The sequence below is a fragment of the Paenibacillus thermotolerans genome (genome assembly GCF_028745515.1).
Taxonomy (GTDB): Bacteria; Bacillota; Bacilli; order Paenibacillales; family YIM-B00363; genus Paenibacillus_AE; species Paenibacillus_AE thermotolerans.
In genome coordinates this window covers 135789-151794 of the sequence record NZ_JAQZSG010000002.1, presented here as the reverse complement: position 1 = coordinate 151794, position 16006 = coordinate 135789, and the positions used below count along the sequence as shown (strand labels likewise).

The 16006-nt window shown below is 53.6% G+C and carries 20 protein-coding genes and 1 riboswitch; of the genes, 7 read left to right on the top strand and 13 right to left on the bottom strand.

The genetic code is table 11. From position 1 onward, the window contains the following. Positions 1–3 precede the first annotated feature (3 nt). Positions 4–1167 carry a KamA family radical SAM protein gene (locus tag PT964_RS02635; protein WP_274361763.1) on the bottom strand — a complete coding sequence of 388 codons (1164 nt, stop codon included), beginning with the start codon at positions 1165–1167 and terminating at the stop codon, positions 4–6. A 140-nt stretch (positions 1168–1307) separates the two neighbouring features. Beyond that, positions 1308–1452: riboswitch (cyclic di-AMP (ydaO/yuaA leader) on the bottom strand. Next, positions 1451–2023, bottom strand: coding sequence for a GNAT family N-acetyltransferase (locus PT964_RS02630; RefSeq protein ID WP_274361762.1), 573 nt, complete (start codon positions 2021–2023; stop codon positions 1451–1453). Its footprint overlaps the riboswitch before it by 2 nt. A 177-nt stretch (positions 2024–2200) precedes the next feature. Between PT964_RS02630 and PT964_RS02625 the strand changes: the two genes are divergently transcribed. Continuing rightward, positions 2201–2485: a ferritin family protein gene (locus tag PT964_RS02625; protein ID WP_274361761.1), complete on the top strand. Its 285-nt coding sequence runs from the start codon at positions 2201–2203 to the stop codon at positions 2483–2485. Positions 2486–2511: 26 nt separating this feature from the next. Further along, positions 2512–2895 carry a spore coat protein gene (locus PT964_RS02620; protein ID WP_425262664.1) on the top strand — a complete coding sequence of 128 codons (384 nt, stop codon included), beginning with the start codon at positions 2512–2514 and terminating at the stop codon, positions 2893–2895. A gap of 61 nt (positions 2896–2956) precedes the next feature. On the opposite strand, the gene PT964_RS02615 is transcribed toward PT964_RS02620, so the two are convergent. From PT964_RS02615 to PT964_RS02605, 3 genes are all read right to left on the bottom strand, one after another. Further along, complete coding sequence (locus tag PT964_RS02615; RefSeq protein WP_274361759.1) at positions 2957–3238, bottom strand: hypothetical protein; 282 nt, start codon at positions 3236–3238, stop codon at positions 2957–2959. A 74-nt stretch (positions 3239–3312) separates the two neighbouring features. Beyond that, complete coding sequence (locus tag PT964_RS02610) at positions 3313–3504, bottom strand: DUF5957 family protein (RefSeq protein WP_274361758.1); 192 nt, start codon at positions 3502–3504, stop codon at positions 3313–3315. After that, positions 3501–3869, bottom strand: coding sequence for a DUF6220 domain-containing protein (locus PT964_RS02605; protein WP_274361757.1), 369 nt, complete (start codon positions 3867–3869; stop codon positions 3501–3503). The genes PT964_RS02610 and PT964_RS02605 overlap by 4 nt, the downstream gene beginning before the upstream one ends. Positions 3870–4188: 319 nt before the next feature. Between PT964_RS02605 and PT964_RS02600 the strand changes: the two genes are divergently transcribed. Together PT964_RS02600 and PT964_RS02595 are read left to right on the top strand one after the other, a co-directional pair. Then, positions 4189–4884, top strand: a complete 696-nt coding sequence (locus PT964_RS02600) for a response regulator transcription factor (RefSeq protein ID WP_274361945.1) — start codon at positions 4189–4191, stop codon at positions 4882–4884. After that, on the top strand, positions 4881–6254 hold the full coding sequence (locus tag PT964_RS02595; protein WP_274361756.1) for a sensor histidine kinase: 1374 nt from the start codon (positions 4881–4883) through the stop codon (positions 6252–6254). The genes PT964_RS02600 and PT964_RS02595 overlap by 4 nt, the downstream gene beginning before the upstream one ends. Here PT964_RS02595 and PT964_RS02590 read toward each other — a convergent pair. The 4 genes from PT964_RS02590 to PT964_RS02575 all read right to left on the bottom strand — a co-directional run bounded on the left by PT964_RS02590 (position 6251) and on the right by PT964_RS02575 (position 9097). Then, positions 6251–7471 carry an MFS transporter gene (locus tag PT964_RS02590; protein WP_274361755.1) on the bottom strand — a complete coding sequence of 407 codons (1221 nt, stop codon included), beginning with the start codon at positions 7469–7471 and terminating at the stop codon, positions 6251–6253. The genes PT964_RS02595 and PT964_RS02590 overlap by 4 nt on opposite strands. A 34-nt stretch (positions 7472–7505) precedes the next feature. After that, complete coding sequence (locus PT964_RS02585; protein WP_274361754.1) at positions 7506–7970, bottom strand: MarR family winged helix-turn-helix transcriptional regulator; 465 nt, start codon at positions 7968–7970, stop codon at positions 7506–7508. A gap of 126 nt (positions 7971–8096) precedes the next feature. Beyond that, positions 8097–8597 carry a hypothetical protein gene (locus PT964_RS02580; RefSeq protein WP_274361753.1) on the bottom strand — a complete coding sequence of 167 codons (501 nt, stop codon included), beginning with the start codon at positions 8595–8597 and terminating at the stop codon, positions 8097–8099. Further along, on the bottom strand, positions 8594–9097 hold the full coding sequence (locus tag PT964_RS02575) for a hypothetical protein (protein ID WP_274361752.1): 504 nt from the start codon (positions 9095–9097) through the stop codon (positions 8594–8596). The genes PT964_RS02580 and PT964_RS02575 overlap by 4 nt, the downstream gene beginning before the upstream one ends. A 353-nt stretch (positions 9098–9450) precedes the next feature. Between PT964_RS02575 and PT964_RS02570 the strand changes: the two genes are divergently transcribed. Further along, positions 9451–9717: a CD3324 family protein gene (locus PT964_RS02570; protein ID WP_274361751.1), complete on the top strand. Its 267-nt coding sequence runs from the start codon at positions 9451–9453 to the stop codon at positions 9715–9717. A gap of 59 nt (positions 9718–9776) precedes the next feature. On the opposite strand, the gene PT964_RS02565 is transcribed toward PT964_RS02570, so the two are convergent. From PT964_RS02565 to PT964_RS02550, 4 genes are all read right to left on the bottom strand, one after another. Beyond that, entirely contained in the window at positions 9777–10955 is a 1179-nt protein-coding gene (locus tag PT964_RS02565) for an NAD(P)/FAD-dependent oxidoreductase (RefSeq protein ID WP_274361750.1), read from the bottom strand. A gap of 44 nt (positions 10956–10999) precedes the next feature. Further along, the gene (locus PT964_RS02560; RefSeq protein WP_274361749.1) at positions 11000–11422 is read right to left on the bottom strand and encodes a DUF1641 domain-containing protein; all 423 of its coding nucleotides are present in this window, start codon (positions 11420–11422) and stop codon (positions 11000–11002) included. A gap of 342 nt (positions 11423–11764) precedes the next feature. After that, positions 11765–12436, bottom strand: coding sequence for a PspA/IM30 family protein (locus tag PT964_RS02555; protein ID WP_274361748.1), 672 nt, complete (start codon positions 12434–12436; stop codon positions 11765–11767). A 34-nt stretch (positions 12437–12470) separates the two neighbouring features. Continuing rightward, positions 12471–12674 carry a PspC domain-containing protein gene (locus PT964_RS02550; RefSeq protein ID WP_274361747.1) on the bottom strand — a complete coding sequence of 68 codons (204 nt, stop codon included), beginning with the start codon at positions 12672–12674 and terminating at the stop codon, positions 12471–12473. 232 nt (positions 12675–12906) lie between these two features. Between PT964_RS02550 and PT964_RS02545 the strand changes: the two genes are divergently transcribed. After that, entirely contained in the window at positions 12907–13479 is a 573-nt protein-coding gene (locus tag PT964_RS02545) for a TetR/AcrR family transcriptional regulator (protein WP_274361746.1), read from the top strand. Between the two features lie 75 nt (positions 13480–13554). Then, positions 13555–15783: a YhgE/Pip domain-containing protein gene (locus tag PT964_RS02540; RefSeq protein ID WP_274361745.1), complete on the top strand. Its 2229-nt coding sequence runs from the start codon at positions 13555–13557 to the stop codon at positions 15781–15783. Positions 15784–16006: the final 223 nt, after the last annotated feature.

Below are 16006 nucleotides of genomic sequence, written 5' to 3'. Positions count from 1 at the left end.
TAATTAAGAACGAGACGCCGGCACATCCGGAAGCTCGTTGACGGAGACGACCGCGTTCGTCTTCTTCTTCGGCTTCACCCAATATTTCTCGTTCCCCGGCAAATCGTCGAACCATGCGGCGTCCTCCGGACAATCGAGCACCATAAATTGGCCGTAATGCCCGTCCCTCGATTGATGATATTTCAAATAAGCCTTGCCGTTCTCGATCGCCAAAATCTCGATTTTTCCCGACGTGTGGCTCATCGAGAGGCGAACTCTTTTGCCGAGGCCCGACGTTCTCGCTTTCGCCTCTTCCACGATTCGGTAGGCGCGCTCAAGCGGCAGCACGAAATCTTTATTGCCCGCAACAGGACGGTTAATGAAGAAATAATACGGGGTTACGCCGGCCCATGACAGCTTGTCGAGCAGTTCCCCAAGCACGGCCGGATCGTCGTTGATGCCTCGGAGCACCGGCGTCTGATTGACGACGATCGCTCCCGCATCATGAAGCGCTTGAAAGCCTTTCTTCGCTTCGGGCGTAATTTCCCGCGGATGATTGATATGGGCCATCACATAAATTCGTTGGTCGACGGAGGAAAATTCGCGGATCGTATTTAGCAGCTCTTCGTCTTCGTAGATACGCATGGGGTTGAAAACGGGCATTTTGGAACCGAGGCGGATAATTTTCACGTGATCCATCTTACGAAGCTGCTCCAGTATCGAGCGAAGCCTTCTCGTTGCCAGAATGAGGCTGTCTCCTCCGGTCAGCAGCACATTGTTGATTTCCGGATGCTTGGCAATATAAGTAAGTCCCGGCTCCACATCGTACAGCGCTTCCTTCACGTCGTTGCGGAACAGACGCTTCCGGAAGCAATACCGGCAATACGAGCCGCACACCTCCGAGACGATCAGCAAAGCCGTCGATTCATATTTGTGCTGGCACCCCGGCACGACGTAATTGGTGTCTTCGTCGGAGGCGTCCCACCTTCCGTATTCCAGCAGCTCTCCCTCGTTCGGGATGACGAGCTTGCGGATCGGATCGTTCGGATCGCTCCAATCTATCAGCTTCAAGTAATAATCGTTAACTCGAAAGACGAATTTCTCGGTGATTTGCTTGAGCCGTTTCCTCTCGATTTCCGGTATCCACTCCAGCTTCTCAATATCGGTGATGTACTTCGGCTGCGGCATTTGCATACCTCCCATTATGAATATTGTAGGCCATAAAAAAAGGCCCCGAATAAGCGGTGCGATTCGTCGCGCCGCTAAAACAGGGCCAAAAAAAGAAAGACCCGAATAAGGGTCTCTGGCTTCCGCAAACGGAAAAATAAATTTGACCCATCTACCGCTGACGAGGTTAGCTGTCGGGCTCGGGAAAGATGGTTCCCTACGTCTCATGAATCCGATCGATTCGCCCCTAAGTTTGGTTCCCCCGCTTTCCGATTGCGTAAATCGGAAATTAAGCGTACGTTCATTATAAATGAAACTTATTTTTCCAGTCAATGTATTTCGGTTCATTGCTAACCTCTTTTTCAAATATGAAGATAATATTTGCAGCGTCGTATGTAAGGCGAAGCTTCTCACGCAGCATCTTGCCCGCTTCGTAATCGCCGACGGGCGTGCGCTCGTATTGCTCATGGTTCGGTCCGAACGCCGCCAGCTCAATCGGCCGAAACCCGTTTTTCAAATAAAAATGCTCCACCTTTATATCATCCGCCGATCCGAGACTGATTTTGGAATATCCTCTTGCCGCCGAAGCTTTCTCGAACGCTCGCACCAGCGACGAACCGATGCCTCTTCTTGCGGCATTCTTGCTCGGATCGAGCGATACTGCGATTCCTTGCAACGTTGCTTCGGCGCCGGTCCTCGGCTGCCCGTAGCAAACGCCGAGCAGCTCGCCATCCCGAAAAGCCGCAGCATACAAGTCGGGATACGCTCTTACCCGCTCAGCAAATTGCGCCTCGGTCTCATGGTCCAAATATTCGCACTGAAACGCGCGCGCCGCTTCGAATTCCGTCTCTCTAAGCTGCCGAATTTCAATCGTCATGACCCGATCAGCTCCTTCGGTTTCGGTTGATGACATGAACAGTATATGTACGACAATAGCGAAAAAAGGCTCGAATTGCCATAGAGAAACAGCGGGATGGATATTTTTTCAACCGCAAGGCATGTTAATGAATGTTACTACGACGCAAGCGAATACACCGAAAGGCAGGGACCGCGCATGCAGCAGCAAAATGCAAGCCAACAACAGCAGCAGCCTGTAATCGGACAGCCGCCTCAGGTTGTCACGACGAAGGACAGCATGTATTTGAAGGATCAGTTGTCATGGGAGTTACTCGCGATGAAAAAATGCCGGCACTTTGCCGAGGAGTGCTCCGACCCCGACATTAAACAAGCGATCGACCGGGCCGGCCGAATGCATCAGCGCCACTACGAGCTGCTGCTGAAGCATCTGCAAACCGACAATAACGCGGGGATGGAGAGCATCCGGCAGCTGCAACAGTAAAGGAGGAACGATAGGACATGAACCAAATGCAAACGCAAAACCAAAGTCAAAGTCAAAGTCAAAACCAAAGCTCGAACGTCATTAAAAACCCGAAGCCTCCCTACGAGCCTAAGGTAAAAGGGCCGGAGCTGAACGACCGCGACCGCGTCAACGATATACTCGCCTTGGAAAAATATTTGACCGACAGCTTCAACGTATCCGCGCGGGAAGCAAGCCACCGGAGCCTTCATCAGGACATTATGACCGTGCTGAACGAGACCCATCAATGCCAGTACGAAATGTTCGAATTAATGTTCCGCAAAGGCCACTATAAGCTGGAGGCGGAACAGCAGCAGAAGCTGGACCAAGCATACGGGCAATTCAGCGGCTATTCGTCCCAATTCCCATACCCGGACTCCATGACGCAATAATGCCGTTATTTTAAAAGACGCCGGCCCCTTAATAGGCCGGCGTCTTGCTTGGCCGCATTCGCTACACCGGCGTTCCGCCGGCTTGGCGTATAATTTTATCCGCAAAGCTTTTCACCATGTCGCAGCTGATCAATAACGGCTTCCTGGTGCACTGCAGCTGCAGCATACCGCCGCCTTTGTTCCATGAATACTTGAACGGAATGCTCATGCCGGCGGCTTGAATGACAAACTCTCCGGCAGGAGCATTCGGTATTTTGTACCCTTCCTTTGAAGCTTGCGATCTCAATGCTTTGAACACGTTCTCGGTAACGCTTCTGTAATTCCATACGCCGCACCCCGCCATAGTCGTTCCTCCCGCACCGTTTTAATACAGTGTATTGAGGGAGTCTTCCATGGGTGAGCGATCGCATCGATATTTCAGCAGCTGGGACGCCGCCTGAGAATCGGTACGATAACAGCGGATAGAACGGCCGTGTATACCGGCAAATATTTAATTCCTACAGCGCGGTCAAACATCAGCTTGCCGACGACGGCGATGAGCTCCGACAGTACGACTCCGACAATAAAGCCGCCGATCAGCGCAAGCACGACAATAAGCAGTTTATTCATCGCGCTTCACCTCCCTTCAAAGCCCGCCATGCGCCTGCGCCGGTATGAAGCGAAAGCCCGAACAGCAGCAGGGCGATCACCGGATGCACCGCTCCCGCCGCCGGAAAGTTCGCCGTAAAATACTGAACGAAGATGAGGACGAACAAGCCGGCGCTCTCCCCTATCAATCTTTTCGGCAGACGCCCGGTAAAGGCCAGTATCAGCATCACGATCGGCACGAATTCGAAGAGATGCACGAACGAAATATGCTGCCTCCATTTGAGCGGATCGGAAAAGACGGCCATTCCCGCGAGCAGCGTTTGAACCACAATGCATGCCAGCAATATCCAAGCCAGCGTAAAAAATGCGTATCTAGAAAACTTCATGAAAACGTTCCCCCCGAAAGATCGTCGATTACTAACTTCAACATTACTAACTCCGCCGATCACCCGCGTACTTACCGACTTAGTACCAAACTTTGTTACTAACGACACCAATCGACCTCGCACGTACCGGCTTAGCACCAAATTTTATAACCTAACCTCTCCTCTCCTCTTCCCCTCGCACCTTTGCCCCTATCGTACCAGCACAATGTTGCGAACTTATGACGGACTTGTTCGCTTCCGATGAAATTTATCGCATGCAGCTAGGGACCCTGTATAATGAATGAAAGCAATCCGGTTTATTAACGGGAAGGTGAACATGTTGACGCATACATTGCTGCTCGTGGACGACGAAGAACAAGTGCTGTCGTTTATGGAGACTTTTTTGAGGCAGGAAGGCTTTACCGTCGTCACAGCCAAAACCGGCAGAGAGGCGGTGAAGAAGGCGCGGGCGATTCGGCCGGCGCTCGTTGTGCTGGATTGGATGCTGCCGGAGATGAGCGGACTCGAGGTATGCCGGGAGCTGCGGAAGACGAGCCCGATGGGCATCATTATGGTTACCGCCAGAGCCGAGGAAGCCGATAAAATCATCGGGCTGGAGGTCGGCGCGGACGACTATATGACGAAGCCCTTTTCTTTGCGGGAGCTGTCGGCACGCATCCGATCGGTCCTGCGGCGGTTGGAGGGGCAGCATGGGCAGCAGCCGGAGGAACGGACGCTCGAACGCGGAGAGCTTTCGATTTCGGAGTCGCAATGCCGTGTCTGGAAGCGCGGCGAAGAGGTTTCGCTTACGCCGACGGAATTCAAGCTCCTGCTAACGCTTGCGGCCAAGCCCGGCATCGTATACAGCCGCTTGCAGCTGCTTCAGTCGGCGCTCGAAGACGATATTCTGAACGACGAACGTACCGTGGATGCGCATATTAGCCGGATCCGCAGAAAAATCGAGGACGATCCCTCCTCTCCGCGCTACATCCATACGGTGTACGGCTTCGGCTACCGATTCGGAGACCGGCTATGAGCGTCAGACGCAAGCTGTTTTTGGCCATGGCCTCCTTTATCGCCGCGATGGGCGTATTGTTCGTGCTTTTGACGATTTTTGTCGTTCAAGGGGTAATCCGGGAATGGATCGATGTGGACCGGAGCCGGGAAATCGAGGCGCTGCTCGGAAGATTTGAAGCTTATTACGAGGAACATAACGGCTCTTGGGAAGGCGTAAACCGTCTCGATACGGCGCCGGACCGCATCGACCGTCCCGATCTCGGAATTATGTTGACCTCGGCGTCGAATGAAGTGCTGTACTCATACGGCGATGAAGATAAGGAGATCGTTACAAGGTTGGGAATTCGAAGCGTCGTAAGGTTCGGTGAGGATACCGCCGGTTTTTTATATTATTACGACCGGGAGGTCGGCAACATCTCGAAGGTAAAGCTTGGAGTCAGCAGCTCGGTAACGTTCCTGCTGCTTGCCGGAAGCCTGCTCTTCATTGCCGTTTCCCTACTAGTCGCATACCGGCTGTCGAATCGGGTGACGGCGCCGCTAAGGGAGCTGGTACCTGTGATTGAACGATTAGGAAGCGGACAGCTCGGCGTCCAAGCCCCTGTCGTCAGCGCCGATGAGTACGGCAAAGTGGCGCTGGCGTTCAACGCGATGTCCGCGCAAATTCTCAAGGCGGAGGAAGCCCGCAGAACGTTGGTTGCGGACGTCGCGCATGAGCTGCGGACGCCGATCACCATCATCCGGGGAAAGCTCGAGCTTATACAGCAAAGCGGAGAATCCGTCGAGCCGGAGCGGCTGCTTCCGCTGCAGGACGAGCTCATCCGGCTGTCGCGTCTCGTTGACGACCTGCACGTCCTGTCGCTTGCCGAGGCGAGAAAGCTTCCGCTCGAACGGAAGCCCGTCAAAGTATCGGAGCTGCTGCAACGAGTGATCGGGCATATCGCCGCCGATAGCGGGAATAAAGGAATTGCCGTTACACTGCACCGACCGAATAACGAGCCTCTCGTTCTTGCGGACGCAAATCGCATCATTCAAGTGTTTCTTAATCTGCTCGTCAATGCCGTCCGCTACACTCCCACCGGAGGCGCCGTGACGGTCAAGCTAGAAGAACAAGCGGTACACGCCGGACAGCCGGACGCGGTTCGCGTCACGATCGAGGATACCGGAACCGGCATTGCGCCGGAGCATCTGCCCTTCCTGTTCGACCGGTTTTACCGGACGGACGAGGCGCGGGCCCGCAACAGCGGGGGCGCCGGTCTCGGTCTGGCGATCGCTAAGGAGCTTGTGCTTGCGCACGACGGCGCCATCGATGTGCAGAGCAGCCCCGGGCGCGGGACGGCCTTTACCGTTACGCTCCCTGCTATGCGCCCTGCGGCGGCGAAATCGGATTAAGCGGATTCCGACCCGGCCCGAACGACGGCTCTCTTGGCTTTCGCCGGCTGCCGCAGCAAGCCGTATACGAGTAAAAACAACGCCATAAAGCCGGCGGCATACCGGTACATCGCCGCGTAGCTGGAGGCGGAGGCGATCGCTCCAAGCATCATGGTGCCGACGGCGACCCCGAAATCCAGCGCATTATAATACAAGCTGTTTGCCGCTCCGTGCTGTTCCGGCGGGGAGGCTTGAAGCATCCAAGCCTGCAGCGTCGGCTGAATCGCCCCGAAGCCGAGTCCGTAAAGCAGCGCGGAAACGATCAGCATCGGCAAGGCTGTAGTGAACGATAGCGCGATCAAGCCGGCCATGACAAGCAGCGCAGCGGGAATCAGCACGGCCGCATGCCCTTTCTTGTCGAACAAGCGCCCCGAGAGCGGACGAACGATCAATACGGTAAACACGTTAAACAGAAAAAACAGCCCGATCTGCTCCAAACCGGCCTCTTTGCCGAACAGCGCCAGGAAGCCGAGCAGTCCGCCGTAAGTGACGGACAATAGCGCATTAAGCAATGCCGGGAGCAGCAGTTTTTTGTTAAACGGACGACGCTCCTTCTCCTGCGGCTGCGATGAAGCATGATGCTTCCGCGGCGGCTGAGGCGGAATCGTCCGGGAGCCGTACAGCAGCGGAATAATCGCCAGCGCCGCCGCCGCGCCTAGGAGCGATAGCGGCTGGAAGCCATGATTGCCGAGCACCGACAAGCCGATTAACGGCCCGAAGGACATCGCCAGGCTCGTCGACAAGCTGAAATAGCCGATCCCTTCTCCGATTCGGTTCGCGGGAATGATTTGGGAAACAAGGGTAGGCATAACCGTGCTCCCCATCCCGAAGCCGATTCCGAACGCCACGCGCAAAAGCAGGAGCGCCGTTACGGAGTCCGCCCATGAATATGCGGCGGTTGCGCCCCCCGCTATGAGCAGGCCGACAAACAGCAGCACGTTGCGGTGCACTTTCTTCATTAGTGCGGCCGTGGCAAAGCGCGCCGCGATGGCCGACAACGCAAACAAGCTTGTCACCAGGCTCACGGTGACGTCATTCGGCGCGAACCGTTCCTTCACATAGCTCGGCAGCGGGGAAAGCAGCATTTGCAAGCAAATAAACAATAAAAAATAACATAACGTAATGACGATGAACGGCTTCGTCCACAACTTACCGTTTCGATCGCTTTCATTCAGCATGGTGTCTCTCTCCGTTGTCATAATTTTCTAATCTCTACTCCTTGTTTAATTGATCTATATTGTTACCGATCCGATTCAGAAGCTTAATGAGCAGTATATATTCCTCTCCGGTTATTCCCGCAGTCGCCTCTCTGACGGTTTGCCGCTCGATTTGCTCCGTTTCCCGGATTAACGCTTTGCCGCTGTCGGTGGCGTAGACGAGAAACGACCTCCTGTCGCTGTCCCCCGCCTTCTTCACGATCCAGCCTTTCTCGTGAAGCACATCCAGAATTCGCGTCGTCGTGGGACGGTCCTTGCCGGACCTCTCGGCAATATCCTTCTGCATCATGCCGTCTCTCTCGCAAATGCAGTACAAAACAAGCCACTGCTCGGATGTGATTCCGTAATCCTTCAGCCGCTGCATAAATAAATTGGATATTTTCCTGTAAGTAACCCCCATCAAAAACCCCACGGATTCGTCCAAAATTCCGTAGAACTTCCCGTCCTGCACCTGCATCATCCGATCATCCTTCTTGCGAAAATTAGTTGTCTTAACAATTATATTTACAGCAATCAATAATGTCAATGACCTCTTACAGAAAAAAAAAGAGGCGCCTCGTTTGCGCCTCTTCGTTCCATTGAAGGTTCACATTCGCGTGACCCGCACGTTGCTGCTCTTGACGTATTCGTAAAATAACGCCGACACGGTTTGAACGGCTAAAAATACGGCGAAATTGTACTCGAGCCGATATCCGTGCTGATAATGCGTAATTCCCATCCACTCGGATACTTTCTGAACCGCTACCCCGACGACCGCCCAGCCGATTACATAATAAACAAAATTGCGCTTATTAATCTTCAACAGCTCGTAAACGTATATAAAAATGTATCCGAACGGCGCAAACACGAAATACGTTAACAGATCCGTCAGCTCGTACCGGTCGGAGTCATTCACGCGATAATAATCGAGAAGCCCCCCGCCGATCGTAAAATCGAATAAGGTGGAGCTGGCGAATCCCCAAACGAGGCTTAAAATCATCCAGCTTCTCGGAAGCCTTCTCGGCAAAAAAAAGACCAATGCATACGAAATGACGAGCATAATCAGAACAAACCACTCGTTCTTATCGAAATGCTCCCACAACATCATAGGGCATCCTCCCCCCGCATCGATCTTCGATACAGCTTATGCAAACCGTACGCAGCGCCCAGCATGGCGGCGGCATACACAATATCGTACAGCAGATTCCATCGAACGTACTTCATAATGCCTAAGAGCAAACCGAGAACGTTAACCCCGGCTATGAGCACGACGGCCGCTAGAGCGGCAAGCCACGCCCCTCCGTTTTTTTTCGCAAGATATATCGCATTCAGGGCAATAACGAGCAGCATCGGAATCAGGATGCTTCTGCTTATTAGAAGCGCCGTATAGTCTATACCTCGCCGGGACTCTTCCACCCGGTGAAGCTCTTCGATTACAATCCATGAAAAGTTAATGCTTAATATAAGAACCGTCAAAAATATGAACGCATTCTCAATGATCGTCAAGCTTTTGCGCATCGAGTAAAAACCGAACACCGCCAGCCATGCCGCAAGGAAAATGACAACGGAATCCCACTGGAGCTCACCACCTGCCTCGGATTGCTCCATATTTTCTGTATATCCGCGACCTAATATGCATTTCATCGGTAAAGTTTGCTTATAATCGTTTTTTCGCTTTTAAAGTTCCAGACTTTGGCTGTACAATAAAGTTGTCGGGCCGACGAATTGCGAGGAAAGGAGATGGTCAAGTTGATCAACAATCCTGAGGTGGTCTCCGTTTAATCGGAGACGCCGTAGGCGGGAGGCCTTCGGGCCTCCTTATATATCTTTTTTAAACCGCCGGATGTTGCGGTTTTTTTGGCTTATATCCATAAACCGAGAGGAGGCAGGAACAATGATTTTGACAATTGCCGATCAAGCATGCTGCGCAATGACAAACCTGTTCCAGGAGGATTTTATAGGTGAATTACAAAAACGGGAGAGATATTCTTCCCCCTAGCCTGCTCTCAGAGCTGCAAAAATATATTCAAGGCGAGCTCATTTACATTCCCAAGCCGGCTCAGCGGCGTGCGGGCTGGGGGGAACTGAGCGGGGCGCGGAAGCAGCTGGAGGAACGGAATGAGGAAATCATCCGGTTTTATTCCAGCGGCTGGTCCGTCGCCGACTTGGAACGAAAATACCATCTATCGGGCGAAAGCATCCGCAAAATCATCGTGAAAACACGGTAAAATAAAGCCGGTTCGAGCATGTTTCCATGCTTGAACCGGCTTTTTCGGCGGGCGAAATATTAATAAGTTAACGCGAACAATCCGTCAATATGAGACAAGTAACGCGCGTTGCTCGCCTTCTTCATAAGAGAAGCAGGTGCGCCCTTCAGCTCGATGCCGCTCGCGCCGATCGTGCCGATGGCGTCCTTGCGGCCCAAGCTTGCCAGCGTTCCGGAAAATACCGGGCTGAAGGTTTTCATATTGTTGCCTCTGAAGTAAGCGGCGATGTTGCCCCCTACCAGCTCGCCCATCTGCCATGCCAATTGGGCTGTCGGCGGGTACGGGCGTCCTTCCGGACCGAACACGACCGCGCAGTCGCCTGCCAAAAACACATCAGGATGCGATACGGATTGAAGGAATTCGTTGACTGTTGCACGGCCGCGGTTGACTTCTACGCCGCAGTTTGCAACCAAGGAATTGCCTTGAACGCCGCCGGTCCATACGAGCGTGTTCGTTTCGATCGTTCTTCCGTCCTTTAAAGTAACGATGGAGCCGTTCACCTCGGTGATCGGGAGGCTCGTCAAAAACTGCACGCCGCGGCTTTCCAGGCTTGTTACCGCACGCTGAACGAGCTCGGCCGGAAGCATCGGGAGAATGGTCGGCATCGCTTCAACCAAGTAAAGCGAAAGGTCCGCAAAATCGACACCGTAGCTTCTGCAAATACCCGGAAGCTCATCCACAAGCTCTCCTACGAGCTCGACGCCGGTAAGACCGCCGCCGCCGATGACGAACGTTGCGTCCGCTTTGTTTTTCGTTTGGCTGTACACGCGCACTCGTTCTTTCACGTGAGCGAAAATTTTGTTCGCATCCGCGGCGGATTTCAAGATCAAGCTGTTTTCCTGAAGTCCCGGAATCCCGAAGTAGTTCGTTTCGCTGCCGAGCGCAAGCACAAGCGCGTCGTAGCCGTAGGAAGAACCGTCTTCAAGCGATACTTTGCGTCCCGCGACGTCGATTCCGCTGACGGTACCGACCTTCACGTCGATGTTTTTACCCTTGAACAGCTTGCTGAGCGGAAGCGCGACAGCCTTCTCCGACACATTGCCTGCCGCGAGCCGGTGCAATTCGGTAATAATTTGATGATTGTCCACTTTATTGATAACGGTAATCTTTGCATCCTCCGCCGACAAATGCTCGCGTGCGGAAAGCGCACTCAACAGGCCGCCGTAGCCTGCGCCAAGGATTACGATCTGTTTACTCATGTTCATCCTCCATTCTTATCTATACATTGGAAAAGTGCCGCTGTTTAACCGTTTCTTTTTCTTTCGCCGAGGATATCCAAGTACGCTTGCCCGAAGCGAAGCATCTTCTGGAGCTCCGGATCTTTCAGCAGCTTCAGCATGCCGAACAATCCGATCGTCTCTTCTTTCTGCTCTGCGCGGTCGCTCGCTTCAATAGCGGCGGATGCGTAATATTTCGCCTTCTCCGCGATCGGCTCCATAACTTCCTTAATTCCGCCGACCGTATCGTTAATAAGCACCGGATCGTTGGCAGCCTTTTGGATCAAATCGTAAGTCTTCGACATGAATGTCATCATTTCCGCAAGCTTCGGCAGGTTGTCCACCAATGTCGTTAAAGCTTCCTGAACTTCCGGCTTCAGCAGTTGCTCCAATACGTCCGGCTTTCCTTGTGCTGCCGGAGCTCCTTCTTGAACGTTCGTTTCCAACATAGCACTTTCCTCCTTCATTCATGTTTGCTGCTTAGGGCGAGCGGCGGCAGCTGTTGTGAAATTTATCACATATTTTAAAAGCGTGTCACCCTACGCCAATCAATTCTCTTATTATAGTTCATTGACAATGATTTATGCACAATTTTTGTGAAACAAATCACATTAATATTTTTAATAAGATCGATTAACATTTTGTATATCACACTCGACAAAAAGCCGTAATCCGGATCGTTCGGGCGCCTCGGAGGATCACTATTTGTGCGTCCTCTCTCAATCATCCTCGTTTCAAAACAGAACGAAGCCCCGACCGGAACGATCGAAGCCTCGTATCCTACTTTTCGTTTAACCTTCCAAATGCTCCTGGCGTTGAGTTTCGCCGCGCAGCTTCGCCAGCTGCTCTTCGATGCGCGCTTCGCGGGCGGCGTCCGCTGCGGCTTTAGCCGAATTCGCCATCTCCAGCTTCATTTCTTCCTGCATAATCGATTCTTCGATTCTTCTAAAGCCTAATGCCGCAGAGCCGCCTGCGCCCGCAACATCTTTCGTATAGCCGGAGCCGGTTTGATGCGGGTTGGAAGCGAGCTTTTCCGCCCGTTTGGCCAACTCTTCCTTCTTCGCCTTCATAGCCGCAAATTCGCTCTTCGCACGCTCGAGCCGTTCGGCAATCTCTGCAGCTCTGCGCTGTGCGGCTTCGTACGCCTGCTTCCGCTCCTCCGCACGATCGCTGCTGGCCAGCTTCGCCTCAATCGCCTGGCGGGCTTCCGCCATGCGCTCATCCGCCATCGCCTCTCCCGCTTTGCGCTCATGCTCTTCGGCCATGCGGCCATAATAAGCGATTTCTTTCTCGAGCCGCTTCAGCTCCGCTTCCTCCCTGGCTGCGGCTTGCTCCAAGGCATACAGCTCTTCTTGCATGTTGCGGACATAATAATTCAACATCATATCGGGCTGCTCCAGCTTGTCCAGCGCCTCATTAATAGCGGCCTTCGATACGTCCAACAATCTCGATAAAACTCCCATGGTTAAACCCTCCAATAATTAGTTATGTTATCGATTAACGGTAATAAAGATACGGATCTTGCTTCGGTATTACGATACTGGCGATAAAGTACACAAGCAATGTCGTTCCGAAGCTGCACAAAGCGGAAACGACCGTTACGAACCGAACGAATGTGGCGCTGATTCCAAGGTACTCCGCGAGTCCGCCGCAAACTCCGCTGATTCTGCTGTTCGTTGCCGAGCGATAAAGTTTTCTCATATTTCATTTCTCCTTTTGTTTTGCTTATGGCTTTATTGTAAACATTCGAGCACGACGACAAATCGGTCGGGCGGCGGTTTTTGCACCTAGCCTTTAGGCGGAGAGCGACTGTGACCTAAGCGAATGTTCCGCTTATTGCAAATGAAGCCGAAGAGTGATATATTTAACGGCATTGAAAAATGACCGAATGTCTATTTCGGTCAGTCGGTTTTGTCAAAAGGAGGGATAACACATGGCGACGGACCGCCGCCAATTAATTATCGAAGCAGCGTCGAAGTCGTTTGCCTTGTTCGGATATAAAGCCACGACGATGGAGCAGATCGCCAAAATCGCCAACGTCGGCAAAGGCACGATCTATACGTTCTTTACGAATAAAGAAGAACTGTTCCAAGAAATCATGAACCGTCTGATTCAAGAAATGAAGATGGTTGCCGAACAAATCGTGGACCCGAACCGGAACTTCTTCGACAACTTATACTTGGCGCTCGACCGGCTGCTTGATTTCCGCGACAAGCACGAGCTGGCCATCAAGCTTTCCCAAGAGGTGAGCGACCTCAACACGCAGATGGCCTTCGAAGGGACGCGGCAGATTGAAGCCGCAATCGTCGGCTACATTCGGCAGCAGGTGAGTATCGCCCTTGCCAAAGGAGAAATCAAGCCTTGCGATCCGGAGGTTACGGCTTATATCATTCTAAAGCTGTACATCGCATTGACGGCCGATTGGAAGAAGCACCACCCCCCGCTGGAGAAAGCGAAAGTAGCGGAGCTAATGAAGCTTTATATACAAGACGGCTTGAATCCCTAGGCGTATTACGCCCTTTTTTTTCAACAATTATGACCGAACGACGATTTCGGTCAATTCGTATTGGAGGTAACGCACGTGTTAAAAGGCATAAAACAATACGGCAAAGAACTGCTTGCTATCGCGGGAAGCTACAAGCTTCTCATTCCCGTCATCGCGATCGCCATCGTGCCCGTTCTGTACAGCGCGATGTTTCTCGGCGCGTTCTGGGATCCGTACGGCCATCTGGAGCGGCTGCCGGTAGCCGTCGTCAATTCGGATCAAGGCGCCGAATTCAACGGCAAGACGTTGAACATCGGGGACGATTTCATTGACAATCTTAAATACAATTCCGAATTCAAGTGGAGCTTCGTTACGAAGGAAGAAGCCGTATCCGGTATGAAGGACAACAAGTATTACATGACGATTGAAATTCCGGAGGACTTCTCCGAGAACACAGCTACGCTTACGTCCGACCGTCCGACTGCGGCAACGATGAGATTTATGCCGAACCAAAGCTTTAATTTCCTGGCATCGCAAATCGGGAACTCGGCCGTCGAGAAGCTGAAAGGGTCCCTGAACAAAGAAATTACGGAGGTATATGCCGAAACGGTATTCGACCAATTGGAGCAGCTTGCCGGCGGAATCGGGCAGGCCGGCGAAGGGGCCAGCAAGCTCGCCGACGGCTCCGCTCAAGTGAAAGACGGTGCGCTTCGGATTAAAGACAATCTCCGCAAGCTGGTAAGCGGCTCCCAGTCGCTGCAAGAAGGCGTCTCCAAGCTGAACGCCGGCAGCGCGACGCTGGAACAAGGCGGTAAAGAGCTGAATACGGGCGCGGCCGCCCTTGCAGGCGGGCTCGCTCAGCTCGTTGAAGCGCAGCAAAAGCTTGCAGCCGGCGCAACGGCTGCGAGCGACGGAGCCGCTTCGCTGGCTTCGAACGCCCGGACGCTCAGCGGCGGATTGTCGCAGCTTTCCGAAGGGAGCGCGACGCTGGCCGGGAACGCCGGGAAAGCCGAGCAAGCTGCCGGGCAGCTGGCAACGGGGCTTCAGCAGTCCGAAGCCGGGGCTGCGAAGCTTGCGGACAGCGCGCAGCAGTTGTCGGACGGTCTTGCGGCGTTGGCGCAGCAAAACCCGCAGCTGGCGCAGGACGCAACCTTCCAGCAGCTCCTCGCGGGAAGCAAGCGGCTGGCCGCAGGCATTGCGAGCTCCGAGGACGCTCAGCATCAGCTGAATGAAGGCGCGGCTCAATTGCACGAAGGGCTTGGTCAGCTGAACGCGGGCTTGGCCGCGTTCGTGGGCAAGCTTAACGAAGCGTCTGCAGGGTCCGCTCAGCTTGCGGACGGCAGCGCTCAGCTGGCCGAAGGCGCGAAGCAGCTGACGGACGGGATGTCCCTGTTCGGCGGCAAGCTTGCGGAAGCCAGGGACGGCGGAGCGGCTTTGGCTTCCGGAGCGGCCACGCTGACGGACGGCGCAGCAGCCTTGCATTCCGGCCTCGCGCAGCTTGAGAGCAAAACCGTTCCGTTCGTGGAGGGCTCCTCCCAACTCGAGAACGGTGCGGCGCAGCTATCGAACGGATTGCTTCAGCTGGACGAAGGCGCGCACGAATTGTCCGGAAAATTGGGGGATGCGGCTGCGCAAACTTCGAGCTTGAAAGGATCCGACTCGATGTACGACATGTTTGCAGAGCCTGTCCGGTTAGACGTTCAGAAGCTGAAGGAAGTGCCGAATTACGGAACGGGCTTAGCCCCTTATTTCTTGTCGCTCGGCTTGTACGTCGGCGCCATGCTGCTGACGATCGTTTACCCGGTTCGCGAGCCGGCGGGACGTCCGTCGAGCGGATGGCAGTGGTTCTGGGGCAAAGCGTTGACGATGGTCACCGTAGGCACGGTTCAGGCGTTGATCGCCGATGCGGCGCTTCTCTATATATTGAAGCTGAAGGTTACCGACATCCCGCTGTTCTTATTATTCTCGGTTTTGGTAAGCGTGACGTTCATGATGATTATTCAGCTCCTTGTGACAACCATGCAAAATCCGGGCCGGTTCATTGCCATATTGATTCTGATCTTCCAATTGACGAGCTCGGCCGGAACGTTCCCGCTTGAATTGATTCCCGGCTGGCTGCAGAACGTTACGCCATGGCTGCCGATGACCTATTCGGTAGCGGGCATGAAGGCGGTCATTTCCAGCGGCGATTACGGCGCTTTGCAGCACAATGCCGTCGTTCTCGGCGGATTCGCCGTCTTGTTTGCGGCCGCCACGCTCGCGTACCTGATCGTTTCGCACCGCAAATCGAGCCGTCAGCACCCGGAAGCGGCGCAAACCGCATAACCTGTGCCGATCGGGCAATGAGTCCGGATATATATTCCGCTGGCTGACAGATCGCTCCAACGTAACGGACATGGATGCAGTTATTCGGCGTTATGAAGGGAGTTTGCAGTTGTAACGGACACCGCTGCAGTTATTGCCTCGACAAAGCAGGCATAACCGCCAAAAATCGGGGTTTAGCGTCTGTGGTGTCCGTTAACGATTTGGCGACGGTCAAATCGGCGAT